Genomic DNA, 14,272 nt, shown 5'->3' with positions numbered 1-14,272 from the left:
TTGATCGTGAAGCCAACGACGCCGGAGGTCTCCGGTCAGCAGCCAGCCAGCGCCACCGACCCTGCGCCCGCGACGGGAGCGCCGGTGCCGATGAGTCGTCGCTTCCTGGGCTGGGAGCTGGCGATCGTGCTGGGGCTCTCGCTGGGCCGCTCCGCGGTCTATGCGGTGCTGCAGCTGGCCGAGCGGCTGACCCTGGCGCCGCTGGCCGAGCAGAGCTCCACGGTGCAGACCTCTCGCTCCCGGGCGGAGTTCTTCGACCTCAGCTACCAGGTGCTGGACTCGCTGTTCGCGCTCTTCCCGGTGGTGCTGGTCTGCTATCTGTTCTTCCTGCAGGGGGTGAACCCGTTCCGGCGCTTCGGGCTGGATCTGCGCCGTCCCGGCCGGGACCTCGGCCTAGGGGTCGGACTGTTCCTGATCATCGGGCTGGGCACCCTGGTGGTCTACGGGGTGGGCCGGGCGGCAGGCATCACCACCGAGATCATTCCGGCCGACGTCGGAGAGCACTGGTGGACCACGCCGGTGCTGATCCTGGCGGCGCTGCGGCATTCGCTGTTGGAAGAGGTGATCATGATCGCCTACCTCTTCGACCGTGCTCGCCGGATCTGGCCTCGGGCGGGGATCTGGATGATCATCCTCGCCGCGGCCGCGCTGCGCGGGGCGTACCACCTCTATCAGGGCTTCGGCCCGGGCATCGGAAATCTCCTGATGGGGATCATCTTCGGCTGGCTCTACCACCGCTACGGCCGGGTCATGCCGCTGGTGATCGCACACCTGCTGCTCGACGTGGTGGCCTTCCTGGCGTTCCCGCTGGTGCTGCAGCTCGTCCAGCTCCAGTAGCGAGCCCGACCCGCAGCTGCCCCGACCCGCAGCCTCCGCGAACAGCAGCTGCCGCAGACGCAGGTGGGGCCCTGACCGCGAACGGTCAGGGCCCCACCTTGCGATGAGAGTCAGACGAGGTCAGTGATCGTCGTCCTCGTCCTTCTTCTCGACCACGAGGGTCTCGGTGGTCAGCACCAGGGCCGCGATGGAGGCGGCGTTCTGCAGAGCAGAGCGCGTGACCTTCACCGGGTCGATGACGCCGTCGGCGATCAGGTCGCCGTAGACACCGGTCTTGGCGTTGAAGCCGTGGTTCGGCGCCATCTCAGAGACCTTGGAGGCGACGACGAAGCCGTCTTCTCCGGCGTTCTGAGCGATCCAGCGCAGCGGCTGGACCAGCGCGCGGCGGACGATGCCCACAGCAGCTGCGGCATCCCCGGAGAGCGCCTTCACGTCCTCGTCCTCGTCCAGCACGGAGAGGGCGTTGATCAGCGCAGTGCCGCCGCCGGCCACGATGCCCTCTTCGAGAGCCGCACGGGTGGAGGAGACGGCATCTTCGATGCGGTGCTTGCGCTCCTTGAGCTCCACCTCGGTGGCCGCGCCGACCTTGATGACGCCGATGCCGCCGGAGAGCTTCGCCAGACGCTCCTGGAGCTTCTCACGGTCCCACTCGGAGTCAGAGGCGTCGGCCTGGGCCTTGATGGTGGCCGCGCGAGCGTCCACATCTTCCTTGGACCCGGCGCCGTCGACGAGGGTGGTCGCGTCCTTGGTCACGGTCACCCGACGTGCGGTGCCCAGTGATTCCAGATCCACCTGATCGAGCTTCAGGCCCAGATCAGGAGAGATGACCTGTCCACCGGTGAGCACGGCGATGTCCTCGAGCATGGCCTTGCGGCGGTCCCCGAAGCCGGGGGCCTTGACCGCGACCACGTTGAGCGTGCCGCGCAGCTTGTTGACCACCAGGGTGGAGAGGGCCTCGCCCTCGACGTCCTCGGCGATGATGAACAGCGGGCGCTTGGCCTGCAGGACCTTCTCCAGCACCGGCAGGAACTCTGCCATGTTGGAGATCTTGCCCTGGTTGATCAGGATCAGCGGATCCTCGAGGATCGCTTCCTGGCGCTCGGGGTCGGTGACGAAGTGCGGGGACAGGTAGCCCTTGTCGAACTGCATGCCCTCGGTGATCTCCAGCTCGGTGGAGGTCGAGGACCCCTCTTCGATGGTGATCACACCGTCGGTGCCCACGGCGTCGAATGCACGCGCCAGGAGTTCACCGACCTCGTCGTTCTGCGCGGAGATCGCGGCCACGTTGGCGACCTGCTGGCCCTCGACCTCGCGAGCGTTCTCGCGGAGTCGGCGGGTCACGGCGGCGACCGAGGTCTCGATGCCGCGCTTGATCTCACTCGGTGCCGCGCCGGCGGCCACATTGCGCAGGCCTTCCTTGACCAGAGCCTGGGCGAGGACCGTTGCGGTGGTGGTGCCGTCGCCTGCGACGTCGTTGGTCTTGGTGGCGACTTCCTTGGCCAGCTGCACGCCAAGGTTCTCGTACGGGTCTTCGACCTCCACCTCACGGGCGATGGTGACGCCGTCGTTGGTGATGGTCGGTGCGCCCCAGGACTTGTCCAGGACTACATTGCGGCCTTTCGGGCCGAGCGTGACCTTGACCGTGTCTGCAAGCTTATCGATGCCGGCTTCCAGAGCGCGGCGTGCAGCATCACTGAATTCAAGCTGCTTTGCCATGGGTTACTGCTCCTTTGAGAGTGTGAGAATCGGATCGTGATGAGGTCTGTGAAGAGCCTTCAGCAATCCGTTCTTACTTCTCGATGATGGCGAGGACGTCGCGGGCGTTGAGCACGAGGTACTCGTCGCCGCTGACCTTGACCTCGGTGCCGCCGAACTTGGAGTAGATGACGACGTCGCCCTCGGAGACGTCAACCGGGATGCGCTTGCCCTTTTCGTCGAAGCGACCTGGGCCCACGGCGACGACCTTGCCCTCCTGGGGCTTCTCCTTGGCGGTGTCGGGGATGACCAGACCGGAAGCGGTGGTCTGCTCTGCTTCCAGGGGGCGAACAACGATGCGATCCTCGAGAGGCTTGATAGAGACTGACACGTCAGTACTCTCCTTTGCGTGGTGTGGATTCGGTTTATCAGCACAGGCCCGTGCAGAGCCTCCCGGTGCTTCCGGGGTGCTCGACGAGCCGAAATCTGTCGCACGCCTTGGGAGTGGCCAACCGTCGTCGCGGTGCCGGATGGTGCCCCGTCAGGCTGATATCCGCGGGTTGACGACCCGCGGACAAGCTGGCACCCGAGGGTCTCGAGTGCTAGGTGAAACTTTATAGACGGGCTTAGCACTCGGTCAAGCAGAGTGCTAAGCCTTTGGCTCCGGGCGGACGTGGACGGGACGTAGACTTGTCGCTGAGCCACCCGCTTTTGACCCCGAGAGGCACCACCGTGACTGAAACTCATCAGCAGACGAGCGCGGCCGGCGCTGCGGAGCATGATCCCTTCGGCTTCGTCGGACTGACCTACGACGACGTCCTGCTGCTCCCCGGCGCGACCGACGTGATCCCCTCCGAAGCGGATACCGCGACTCGCTTCTCCCGCAACATCGTGCTGCAGTCCCCGGTGGCCTCGGCCGCGATGGACACCGTCACCGAGGCGCCGATGGCCATCGCCATGGCGCGCCAGGGCGGCATCGGGATCCTGCACCGGAACCTCTCCATCGAGGACCAGGCCCGGCAGGTGGACAAGGTCAAGCGCTCCGAGTCCGGCATGATCAGCGATCCGGTGACGATCACCCCGGACGCGACCATCGCCGACCTCGATGAGCTCTGTGCCCACTTCCGGGTCTCCGGGCTGCCGGTGGTCGACGGCGAGTCCAAGCTGCTGGGCATCATCACCAACCGCGACACCCGGTTCATCCCGCGCGAGCAGTACCTGACCACCAAGGTCTACGAGAAGATGACCCCGCAGCCGCTGATCACCGCCCATGTGGGGATTCCCAATGAAGAGGTGCTGCGGATCTTCTCCGAGCACCGGGTCGAGAAGCTGCCGCTGGTCGATGACCACGGCGTGCTCCAGGGCCTCATCACGATCAAGGACTTCGACAAGGCCGACCGCTACCCGCAGGCCACCAAGGATGAGGAGGGCCGGCTGCGCGTCGGCGCGGCCGTGGGCTTCTTCGGCGAGGGCTTCGAGCGCGCCATGACCCTGATCGACGCCGGGGTCGACGCCCTGGTCGTCGACACCGCCAACGGCCACACCCGCGGCGTGCTGGACATGATCGCGCGGCTCAAGGCGGAACCGGCCGCGGCCGGCGTGGACGTCATCGGCGGCCAGGCGGCCACCCGCGAGGCGGCCCAGGCGATCATCGACGCCGGAGCCGACGCGGTCAAGGTCGGCGTCGGACCGGGCTCCATCTGCACCACGCGCATCGTCGCCGGCGTCGGAGTTCCCCAGATCACCGCCATCTACGAAGCCTCAAAGGCCGCCATCCCCGCCGGCGTGCCGGTGATCGCCGACGGCGGCCTGCAGCACTCCGGGGACATCGGCAAGGCGCTGGTCGCCGGGGCCGACTCGGTGATGCTCGGGTCGCTGCTGGCAGGCTCCGCGGAGTCCCCCGGAGACCTCGTCTTCTACAACGGCAAGCAGTTCAAGGCCTACCGCGGCATGGGCTCCATGGGAGCGATGCAGACCCGAGGGAAGAACACCTCCTTCTCCAAGGACCGCTACTTCCAGGCCGACGTCCCCACCGACGAGAAGCTCATCCCCGAGGGCATCGAGGGGCAGGTGCCCTACCGCGGCCCGCTCGAGGTGGTGTTCCACCAGCTCACCGGCGGTCTGCGGCAGACCATGTTCTATGTGGGCGCGCACACCATCGATGAGTTGAAGTACAAGGGCAAGTTCGTGCGGATCACCTCCGCCGGACTCAAGGAATCGCACCCGCATGACATCATGATGACGGTGGAAGCGCCGAACTACCGGCGCTAGTAAAGGAGCAGCTTTGAGCAACGAGATCCCCATCGGCCTGGCCAAGAACGGCCGCCGAGCCTGGGCTCTGGACGATGTCGCCATCGTCCCGAACCGACGTACTCGCAGCCCCGCAGACGTGAGTCTGGACTGGCGCATCGACGCGTACACCTTCTCCATGCCAGTGATCGGCGCCCCGATGGACTCGGTGATGTCACCGGCCACGGCCATCGAGCTGGGCAAGCAGGGCGGCCTCGGTGTCCTCAACCTCGAGGGTCTGTGGACCCGTTATGAGGACCCGGAACCGGTGCTCGCCGAGATCGCAGCGCTGGGCGCCGACGAGGTCTCCGCGGACAACACCCGCCGGCTGCAGCAGCTCTATGCCGAGCCGATCAAGGCCGAGCTGATCACCGCACGGCTGGCCGAGATCCGCGAGGCCGGCGTCGTCGTGTCAGGCTCGCTGACTCCGCAGCGCACGCAGGAGTTCTACCGCACGGTCGTCGAGGCCGGTGTGGACATGTTCGTCATCCGCGGCACCACCGTCTCTGCCGAGCATGTCGCTCAGAACGGTGACCCGCTGAACCTCAAGGAGTTCATCTACGAGCTCGACGTGCCGGTCATCGTCGGCGGGGCCGCCGGGTACACCCCCGCGCTGCACCTGATGCGCACCGGTGCCGCCGGCGTGCTGGTGGGCTTCGGGGGCGGAGCAGCCACCACCACCCGCCGCGCCATGGGCATCCGGGTGCCGATGGCGACCGCCATCAGCGACATCGCCGCCGCACGCCGGGACTACCTGGATGAATCCGGCGGCCGCTACGTCCACGTCATCGCCGACGGCGGCATGGGCTCCTCCGGGGATCTGGTCAAGGCCCTCGCGATGGGCGCCGACGCCGTGATGCTCGGGACCACGCTGGCTCGCGCCGAAGAAGCTCCGGGTCAGGGCTGGCACTGGGGGCTCGAAGCCGTGCACCAGGACTTCCCGCGCGGACACCGCACCCGGGTCGGGACCGTGGCGCCGCTGCAGGAGGTGCTCTGGGGACCCGCCCACCACACCGACGGCTCCTCGAACCTGATGGGCGGCCTGCGCCACGCGATGGCCTCCACCGGCTACGTGGACCTGAAGTCCTTCCAGCGCGTGGACGCGATCGTCTCTCCGATGGGCCAGCAGACCCGCTGACCGCACGGCAGGCACGCCCCGTGCGCTCGCGCCGGGCCGCACTCGGTCTGTCGCAGGGCTGTCGGGGTGTCGCAGGGCTGTCGGGTGTCGCAGGGCTGAAGCTCCACGACATCGCACAGCGCCGCGATCTCTTCCGCGTCAGCTCAGCAGCCGCCGGACGCTTCCCCGGGACCGGAGGGGTCTCCGGGCTCCTGGTTCCGGGTGTACCGGTTCGCGGTGCAGCTGACCCCTTAATCCCCGGTGGTCTCGCCGCCGTCCAGCGGTGAGCTCGGCGCCCCCTGTGGCAGGGTCTCAGCGGCGCGGTGCACGTGGTCGGCGCCCCGACCTGCGCCCAGTGGCTCCGAGCCCATCGCGAATCCCAACGGGGTCCTGTGCACGGCGTGCTGCAGACCAGGAAGCCCGCAAGCGGAGATGGCCTGCGGCAATGAGGGGGGTCGCGTCGTTGCGCGACGTCGGTGGTTCGCCACGTATACCCCGGGGGGTATACTTGTCTTGTCGTCCACCCCACTGAAGGAGCCACCATGTGCCGAGCTGTGACCTGCAAGACCTGCGGAAAGACCACCTGGGCCGGATGCGGCCAACATGTGGATCAGGTGATGCGCGGGGTCAGCGCCACCCAGCGGTGCCCCGGACATGAGCCTGCCCCGTCCGGCGGGTTCTTCAGTCGGCTCTTCGGTCGCTGAGGCTTGCCAGCACGCCGACCCGGGAGGCCGACGTGGAGAACTACTTCGCCGCCCAGTCCGAGGTTGCCGTGATCACCTCGAATGAGCGTGATTCGGCATCCTGGGCGATCTCCGCACAGTCCTCGTCATCGGGGCAGGCGTAGGACCAGGACACCAGCGCTCGAGTGGCTGCCGCGAGATCTGCGGAGTAGGACGCCGGAACGTACTCCGGGAGGCCCTCCGTCTGATTGCGGACCCAATAGCTGTAGTCGGCCATCAGCGGCAGGCCCTCGGCAAAGAGATCGCGGCACTGGGGCTCATGGGCCACACAGCCGGCACCGGAGTACTCACGGTGCCATTCTTCGAGGTCGTCCAGGTATGAATCACGGGCCTCGGCCAGCCACGCGTCCTCCGGCGCGTCCGTCGCGGGGCTCTGTTCCGGCTCCGGCTCTGCCGTGACCGTTGGCATAGATGCTGACGCCTCGCTCGGCTCCACGGATTCCTCAGATGCTCCGGCGCAGCTGATCAGGGCCAGGGCTGCCAGGAAGCCGGTCCCGGCAACAACTGTCTTGTGCATGACCCCTCCAGGGGTGAGTGATGGTGCCCTCGGCAGAGGCCGCAGGCTGCGCATGCCAACGCTACCCTGGGCCCGAAGCTCACGGAGCCACCGGACACGAAGAAGCCCGTCAGCCTGGTTTATCAGGCTGACGGGCTTCTGTCGGCGGAGGATGGGGGATTTGAACCCCCGAGGGCGTGAACCCAACACGCGTTCCAAGCGTGCGCCATAGGCCGCTAGGCGAATCCTCCTGGCTGCGTCCCGCTGGCCTGCCTGATCGGCGCGGCCCTCGAGAGCAGACTTCATACTAGCGGAGAACCAGCGCAGAATGCACATCGAGCCCCCGTAGGATGGATCACTGCCAAGATCTGACCTGAGGAAAGGCGAGGACGATGCCCGCTGGACGCTACGCACCAAGCCCCTCGGGAGAGCTGCATCTGGGCAACCTGCGCACCGGGATGCTCGCCTGGCTCTTCGCGCGGTCCACCGAACGGGCCTTCCTGCTGCGCTTCGAAGATCTCGATCTTGCCCGCACGGTGGCGGGCTCCGAGGACCAGCAGTTCGATGACCTCCAGGCCATGGGGCTGACCTTCGACGCGCAGGATGGCGCCGATCGGACCCGTCAGTCCGAACGGATGGACCTCTACGGCGCAGCGATCGCGCAGCTGCAGCATGCCGAGCTGACCTATGAATGCTTCTGCTCGCGCCGCGAGATCCACGAGGCGGCGCGCGCCCCGCACGCGCCGACCGGAACCTATCCGGGCACCTGCCGCTACCTGAGCCAGGAGGAGCGGCGGCGCCGTCGAGCGGAGCGTCCCGCGGCGGTGCGGCTGCGCGCACCCCGCTCCGAGACCGGCGCGGCCACGCGGTTCTCCGTCGAAGACGTGCTGCTGGGCCGGATCACCACCGAGGTCGATGACTTCGTGGTCCAGCGCAACGACGGGACCCCGGCGTACAACCTCGCCGTGGTGGTCGATGATCATCTGACCGGGGTGGACCAGGTGGTGCGCGGCGACGACCTGGCGCCGTCTGCGCCGAGCCAGGCCTACCTGCGCGGACTGCTCTACGACCCGCAGGCAGCGGCGGAGGTCCAGTACGCCCATGTGCCGCTGGTGCTCAACGTCGAGGGCAGGCGCCTGGCCAAGCGGGACGGAGCCGTGACGCGGGCCGCCCTGCAGGAGCAGGGGATCGACGCCGCGGCCCTGCGCGACCTGCTGCTGATCTCGCTGGGACTCCCCGCCGGCCCCCTGGCTCAGGCGCTGGAGTCCTTCGACCCGAAGGCGCTGCCCGGCGACGCCTGGGTGTTCCAGCCGCCGAACAGCTGAAACACCCACACGCGGTGTCCCAGACCCGACACGTCAGACCCGGTGACCCCGGTCTGGGGCGCCGTCGAGGCTGCTCCGCTACGGGCGCAGCAAGATCTTGCCCCTGCGGCCCGGCACGAAGTTCGCCTGCGCCGCCTCGCGCACCTGATCGAAGGCATAGGTCGCCTCGGCGGTGAGCGAGAGGGTGCCGTCCGCGACTCGGGTGAGCAGCTCGGTGAACAGCTCGCCACGGCGCTGAGGCGCCAGATCGCCCATCACCCGGGAGCCCCAGAAGCCCTTGATCGTGACGTTCTTGAAGATGATGGCCCCGGAGTTCAGCGCCATCGTGCCTCCGGCCATGGCGCCGAAGATCACCAGCGTGGCATCCTCGCCGAGCTGGGAGAGCACCTGATTGCTGGCCTCCCCGCCCACCGAATCGATGCCCGCGACGATCTTCGCCCCACCGGTGACCTCTGCGACGCGGTCCTGCCATCCAGCGGACTCGGTGGAGACGACCCCGGTGATGCCCTGAGCGTCGAGCTCAGCAACACCCTCGTCGCGACGCACCAGGCCGAGCACGTTGATGCCCCGCGTCGGTGCCAGCTGGGCCAGCATCCGGCCCACCGCGCCGTTGGCCGCGTTCTGGATGATCCAGTCGCCCTCGTCCAGATCCAACCAGTCCAGCAGGGCGATGGTGGAGAAGGGCATCGAGACCAGCTGGGCGGCGACCTCATCGGCGGCGTCCTGATCCACCGGGATCAGGCCCGCGGCGGGGGCGATGAAGTACTCGGCCCAGGCACCGAAGACGCCGCCGGTGGCGACCCGCTGACCCACGGTGAGGTTCTCCACGCCCTGACCGAGGGCGTCGATGACGCCTACTGCCTCGGACCCGGTGCGGGCCGGCAGCTCCGGCTTGAAGCCGTAGGACCCGCGGATGGTCCAGAGGTCATGGTTGTGGATGGGGGAGAGCAAGGTCCGCACCCGGGCCTCTCCTGCACCGGGGTCCGGGGTGGGGACGTCTTCGACGTCGAGGACGTCCCAGGGCTCGCCGAATGTCTGTTGGGTGACTGCGCGCATGAAGTCCTACTTTCAATCAGAGGTATGCCGGCAGGAACAGGGGATCGAAGCCAGCTATTCCTGCACCGCCTGCTGTGACGGCTCCCACGTAGACTGGCGGCACCGTAGACCGTTGGCGGCCCAGCAGATCCACCCGCATCGCTGGAGCCGGCCACGACCAGAAGGCGAGACCCATGCCCGAAGAAGAGATGTCCGAAACCACGCAGGATGAGTCCCTCGAGAACTACACGATCGGTGACTATCTGCTGGACAGGTTGGCTGAGCTCGGCCTGACCGAGCTGTTCGGCGTTCCAGGAGACTTCAACCTCCATTTCCTGGACCACGTGGTGGCCCACCGCAGCATCCGCTGGGTCGGCTCCGCCAATGAGCTCAACGCCGGCTACAGCGCCGACGGCTATGCCCGCATCCGCGGCATCGGCGCCTTCCTGACCACCTATGGGGTCGGGGAGCTCTCCGCGATCAACGCCGTGGCCGGCTCCTACGCCGAATCCGTGCCGGTGGTCCAGATCGTCGGCGCACCGCCCAAGGAGACCCAGGCCTCGGGCCGCAAGATCCACCACTCGCTGGGCGACGGCGACTTCAAGCACTTCCTGCGGATGGCCGAAGAGGTCACCTGCGCCCACGCCGATCTCGACGCGCCCACCGCCACCTGGGAGATCGACCGGGTCCTGCGCGACGTCGTCTTCCGCCGTCGCCCCGGCTACCTCATGCTGGCCGCCGACGTCGCCGAGATCGCCGCCTACCCGCCCTCGGAGCCGCTGACCACCGATCTCCCGGTGACCACCCCGCGCGCCGTCGGCGCCTTCGAAGCGGCCGTGCGGCGCTTCCTGCCCGGGCGGCGCACCGCCGTGCTGGCCGATCTTCTCGTCCACCGGCTCGGCGCCACCGAGGAGCTGGCCTCCTTCCTCACGGATTCCCAGCTGCCCTTCGCCACGCTGGCCTGGGGCAAGACCCTGGTCGATGAATCGGACCCGAACTTCGTGGGCATCTACGCCGGTGCCGCCTCTCAGGATCGGGTGCGCGAGGTCATCGAGGGTGCCGATGCGCTGATCACCCTCGGGGTGGAATACACCGACAACACCACCGCCGGCTTCTCCATGGACCTCGACTCTGCCCGGATGATCGACGTCTCCCGCTTCGGCGCCCGGGTGGGCCATGAGGTCTTCACCCCGATCTCGCTGCAGGACGCGCTCGCAGTGCTGCACCGGGTGACCACCGAGCTCGACGACGTCGCCCCGATGCCCGCGGCGGAGGCTCCGGCCGCGGAGACGCCCCGGGAACCCTCCGAAGGTCCGCTGACCCAGGACGGCCTCTGGGCCGTGCTGGCCTCGCAGCTGGAATCGGCGAACATCGTCGCCGCGGACCAGGGGACCAGCTACTTCGGGATGGCCTCCCACCGGTTCCCGGCGAAGTCAACGTTCATCGGTCAGCCCATGTGGGGCTCCATCGGCTACACCCTGCCCGCGATCATCGGCGCCGGGCTCGCGGACCCCAGCCGTCGACCGGTGCTGCTGATCGGCGACGGCTCCGCCCAGCTGACCATCCAGGAGATGGGCGTGATGATCCGCGAGAAGCTGCCCGTGGTGGTGGTGCTGGTCAACAACGCCGGCTATACCGTGGAGCGGGCCATCCATGGGCCCGATGAGGTCTACAACGACATCGCCCCGTGGCGCTGGGAGCTGGTGCCCCGGCTCTTCGGAGCAGCGGAGGAGGACTACCTCTACCGCAGGGTCACCACCGAGGCAGAGCTGCTGGCGGCCTGCAGGGACACCATGAGCAACCGGGAGAAGCTGGTCTTCATCGAGGCGATCACCGACCGCGACGACATCCCACAGCTGCTCCAGGACGTGGCCGACGCGCTCAAGCGCTGAGCTCCATTGGCCTTCAAGCATGAGGCCGAGATACGATGAACCCCGGCCCCACGTGCGGTGCCATCCTGCTGAACTCCCCCAGGACCGGAAGGTAGCAAGGGTAAGCGGGCTCTGGCAGGTGCACGTGGGGCTCTTAATGTCTTCAGCCGCCTCATGCGGCCGGATCCGCCCCGCCGCGAATGTCTGCTGAGCCTTCAGGACCCGGCGAGCTTCTAGAATCGAACCCATGGATCACCGGCCCGCGAGCACGCGCACCCAGCGGCTTCTCATCTGGCTGGGCACCCTGACTGTGATCGGACTGATCAGCGGAGCCAGCTGGCTGATGATCAATGGGACGCTGCCACTGAGCGTCTTCGGCCGCGGTTCGATCACCGCGGCGGAACAGTGCCCCTCCGGCACGCAGCAGCCGGTGGTGCCCGAGCGGGTCCGGATCTCGGTGTTCAACACCACCAACGCGCCCGGTCTGGCCCATGAGGTGGCCGATGAGCTCAGCGATCGGAGCTTCCGGGTCGCAGAGGTCGACAACGACTACTTCGCCGACACGGGCTTCGCCGGGATCATCCGGGTGGGGGATCGGGGTCTGCGGCAGGCCTATACCCTGCAGCAGCACATCCCCGACACCATGGTGGACGTCGATGAGCGCGACGACTACAGCGTGGATCTGATCCTGGGGTCGGAGTTCGCGGTCCAGGACATGGAAGAGGCCGGGGACCTCGACATGGTCCCCGGCCTCCTGCGCTGCTCCGCAGACTGAGCAGCCTCAGCCGCAGCGGCTGTTCCTGTCCAGATCAGAGGAGCTCAGCCCGGTTCAGCTCAGCGTGCGTCCTTCCAGCGGCGGGCAGCGATGAAGCTGCGCACGCCCAGGACGATGTAGATCACCAGCACGATCACTGTGACCAGCGAGGAGATCACGGCTCCCGGGTTCTCAGACTCGCCGGCGAAGAGCTCGGGCAGGCTCATCAGCGGCATGATCATGCCGAAGGCGCCGAGCAGCGCGACCGCCAGGGCGATATGGACGCCGAGCTTGCGGTTCTTCATCGCGATGCCGCCGCTGATCAGCAGCAGCAGGCCCACCACCGAGGGGATCAGCGCCGTCATGCTGGCGAAGTCGGTGGCGACATAGCCGATGATGCCGATCACCACCAGCAGGCCGCCGACGATCAGGGTCAGTCGCGGCATCGGGCTCGCCGGAGCGGCAGGACCAGTCGTCGTGGAGGTCGTGGGTGTGAAGGGGTTCGTCATGGTGCTCCTCATCGGGTGATGTACGGCTGAAAACATCTGTCGTGCGTCTTCTACACAGTGTAGAAGATCAACTTCGGTCGAATCTTCCGACGTTTCTTCGATTGCGCAAAGAAACGCAGATCTTTGACGAGAAAACTCTGGCGTCAGGGCTTCACAGGGCGTGAACTGGTCTTGTCACCGAAACAAGGTCCACGATTCAAAGGAGATTCAGATGACCGAGACAATTGCCTCGCAGTCGCAGACCCAGAACTCACAGCCCCAGGGTGGGCTCAGCCCCGAGACCAAAGAGGTCTTCCAGCAGAAGGTCGACGCTCTGCAGCAGGACTGGGACACCAACCCGCGCTGGGAACAGACCACCCGCGACTACTCCGCAGCTGAGGTCATCAAGCTGCAGGGCAACGTCCAGGAGGAGCACACGCTGGCCAAGCGCGGTTCCGAGAAGCTCTGGAGCCAGCTCACCGCAGAGCACGCCGAGGGCAAGTACACGAACTCCCTGGGTGCGCTGACCGGCAATATGGCGGTCCAGCAGGTCAAGGCCGGCCTGCGCGCCATCTACCTCTCCGGCTGGCAGGTCGCCGGTGACGCGAACCTTTCGGGCCACACCTACCCGGATCAGTCGCTCTACCCGGCCAACTCGGTGCCCAGCGTGGTGCGCCGGATCAACAACGCCCTGCTCCGCGCGGACCAGATCGACTACCTCGAAGGCACCCGCACGGTCGAGGACTACATGGTCCCGATCATCGCCGACGCCGAGGCCGGATTCGGCGGCCCGCTGAACGCCTACGAGCTGATGAAGTCCATGATCGCCTCCGGCGCCGCCGGCGTGCACTGGGAAGATCAGCTCGCCTCGGAGAAGAAGTGTGGACACCTCGGCGGAAAGGTGCTGATCCCCACCGGTCAGCACGTGCGCACGCTGCAGTCGGCCCGGCTCGCCGCCGATGTGCACAACACCCCCAGCGTCGTCATCGCCCGCACCGACGCGGAGGCGGCCACGCTGATCACCTCGGACGTCGACGAGCGCGACCAGCCCTTCATCACCGGAGAGCGCACCGCCGAAGGCTTCTACAAGGTGCGCAACGGCATCGAACCCTGCATCGCCCGGGCCAAGGCCTACGCGCCCTACGCCGATCTGATCTGGATGGAGACCGGCACCCCGGACCTGGAGTACGCCAAGCAGTTCGCCGAGGCGGTCAAGGCCGAGTACCCGGACCAGATGCTGGCCTACAACTGCTCGCCCTCGTTCAACTGGAAGAAGCACCTCGACGACGAGACCATCGCGAAGTTCCAGCGTGAGCTGGGCGCCATGGGCTTCACCTTCCAGTTCATCACCCTGGCCGGCTTCCACGCGCTGAACTATTCGATGTTCGAGCTGGCGCGCGGTTACAAGGACAACCAGATGAAGGCCTATGTGGAGCTGCAGGAGAAGGAATTCGCCGCAGAGGCAGACGGCTACACCGCCACCAAGCACCAGCGCGAGGTCGGCACCGGATACTTCGATGCCATCTCCACCACGTTGAACCCCGAGTCCTCGACGGTGGCCTACAAGGGTTCCACCGAAGCAGGACAATTCCACTGATCCACCGGCATTGACAAAGGAGTCA

The 14,272-nt window shown here is 67.1% G+C and carries 12 protein-coding genes, 1 tRNA gene and 1 other RNA gene; 8 read left to right on the top strand and 6 right to left on the bottom strand.

The window, feature by feature from the left end:
* Positions 1 to 6: 6 nt before the first annotated feature.
* Positions 7 to 837, top strand: a complete 831-nt coding sequence (locus LSI54_RS04170; protein ID WP_241477823.1) for a CPBP family intramembrane glutamic endopeptidase — start codon at positions 7 to 9, stop codon at positions 835 to 837.
* Positions 838 to 957: 120 nt separating this feature from the next.
* Here the strand turns inward: LSI54_RS04170 and groL are convergent, their stop codons facing one another.
* Together groL and groES are read right to left on the bottom strand one after the other, a co-directional pair.
* Entirely contained in the window at positions 958 to 2,553 is a 1,596-nt protein-coding gene (gene groL / locus LSI54_RS04165) for a chaperonin GroEL (protein WP_241465319.1), read from the bottom strand.
* Positions 2,554 to 2,626: 73 nt separating this feature from the next.
* Positions 2,627 to 2,923 carry a co-chaperone GroES gene (gene groES, locus LSI54_RS04160; RefSeq protein WP_241465318.1) on the bottom strand — a complete coding sequence of 99 codons (297 nt, stop codon included), beginning with the start codon at positions 2,921 to 2,923 and terminating at the stop codon, positions 2,627 to 2,629.
* A gap of 341 nt (positions 2,924 to 3,264) precedes the next feature.
* On the opposite strand from groES, the gene guaB reads away from it, so the two are divergent.
* Positions 3,265 to 4,803: an IMP dehydrogenase gene (guaB, locus tag LSI54_RS04155; RefSeq protein WP_342357724.1), complete on the top strand. Its 1,539-nt coding sequence runs from the start codon at positions 3,265 to 3,267 to the stop codon at positions 4,801 to 4,803.
* A gap of 13 nt (positions 4,804 to 4,816) precedes the next feature.
* Positions 4,817 to 5,959 (top strand): GuaB3 family IMP dehydrogenase-related protein, encoded by a 1,143-nt coding sequence (locus tag LSI54_RS04150; protein ID WP_241465317.1) that lies wholly within the window; start codon positions 4,817 to 4,819, stop codon positions 5,957 to 5,959.
* A gap of 723 nt (positions 5,960 to 6,682) precedes the next feature.
* Here the strand turns inward: LSI54_RS04150 and LSI54_RS04145 are convergent.
* Together LSI54_RS04145 and LSI54_RS04140 are read right to left on the bottom strand one after the other, a co-directional pair.
* Entirely contained in the window at positions 6,683 to 7,198 is a 516-nt protein-coding gene (locus LSI54_RS04145; protein ID WP_241477822.1) for a hypothetical protein, read from the bottom strand.
* Positions 7,199 to 7,343: 145 nt separating this feature from the next.
* Positions 7,344 to 7,428, bottom strand: a tRNA-Ser gene (locus LSI54_RS04140).
* A 141-nt stretch (positions 7,429 to 7,569) separates the two neighbouring features.
* Between LSI54_RS04140 and gluQRS the strand changes: the two genes are divergently transcribed.
* Positions 7,570 to 8,502 carry a tRNA glutamyl-Q(34) synthetase GluQRS gene (gene gluQRS, locus LSI54_RS04135; protein WP_241476027.1) on the top strand — a complete coding sequence of 311 codons (933 nt, stop codon included), beginning with the start codon at positions 7,570 to 7,572 and terminating at the stop codon, positions 8,500 to 8,502.
* Between the two features lie 78 nt (positions 8,503 to 8,580).
* Here the strand turns inward: gluQRS and LSI54_RS04130 are convergent, their stop codons facing one another.
* Positions 8,581 to 9,558, bottom strand: a complete 978-nt coding sequence (locus tag LSI54_RS04130) for a zinc-binding dehydrogenase (protein WP_241470542.1) — start codon at positions 9,556 to 9,558, stop codon at positions 8,581 to 8,583.
* Positions 9,559 to 9,731: 173 nt separating this feature from the next.
* Here LSI54_RS04130 and LSI54_RS04125 point away from each other — a divergent pair, with 173 nt between their 5' ends.
* The 3 genes from LSI54_RS04125 to LSI54_RS04115 all read left to right on the top strand — a co-directional run bounded on the left by LSI54_RS04125 (position 9,732) and on the right by LSI54_RS04115 (position 12,183).
* Positions 9,732 to 11,429: an alpha-keto acid decarboxylase family protein gene (locus LSI54_RS04125; protein ID WP_241477821.1), complete on the top strand. Its 1,698-nt coding sequence runs from the start codon at positions 9,732 to 9,734 to the stop codon at positions 11,427 to 11,429.
* Positions 11,430 to 11,470: 41 nt separating this feature from the next.
* Positions 11,471 to 11,567, top strand: an RNA gene (gene ffs / locus LSI54_RS04120) — signal recognition particle sRNA small type.
* Positions 11,568 to 11,655: 88 nt separating this feature from the next.
* Positions 11,656 to 12,183, top strand: a complete 528-nt coding sequence (locus tag LSI54_RS04115; protein WP_241470540.1) for a LytR C-terminal domain-containing protein — start codon at positions 11,656 to 11,658, stop codon at positions 12,181 to 12,183.
* 59 nt (positions 12,184 to 12,242) lie between these two features.
* Here LSI54_RS04115 and LSI54_RS04110 read toward each other — a convergent pair whose 3' ends face one another.
* On the bottom strand, positions 12,243 to 12,671 hold the full coding sequence (locus tag LSI54_RS04110) for a hypothetical protein (RefSeq protein WP_241477820.1): 429 nt from the start codon (positions 12,669 to 12,671) through the stop codon (positions 12,243 to 12,245).
* Between the two features lie 211 nt (positions 12,672 to 12,882).
* Here LSI54_RS04110 and aceA point away from each other — a divergent pair, with 211 nt between their 5' ends.
* Complete coding sequence (gene aceA / locus LSI54_RS04105) at positions 12,883 to 14,247, top strand: isocitrate lyase (RefSeq protein WP_241465309.1); 1,365 nt, start codon at positions 12,883 to 12,885, stop codon at positions 14,245 to 14,247.
* Positions 14,248 to 14,272: the final 25 nt, after the last annotated feature.

Origin of the sequence: Nesterenkonia sp. AY15 (assembly GCF_022565855.1) — a bacterium.
GTDB lineage: Bacteria > Actinomycetota > Actinomycetes > Actinomycetales > Micrococcaceae > Nesterenkonia.
Note: the sequence above shows the minus strand (reverse complement) of the source record. Positions and strands in the feature narration are given on the sequence as shown.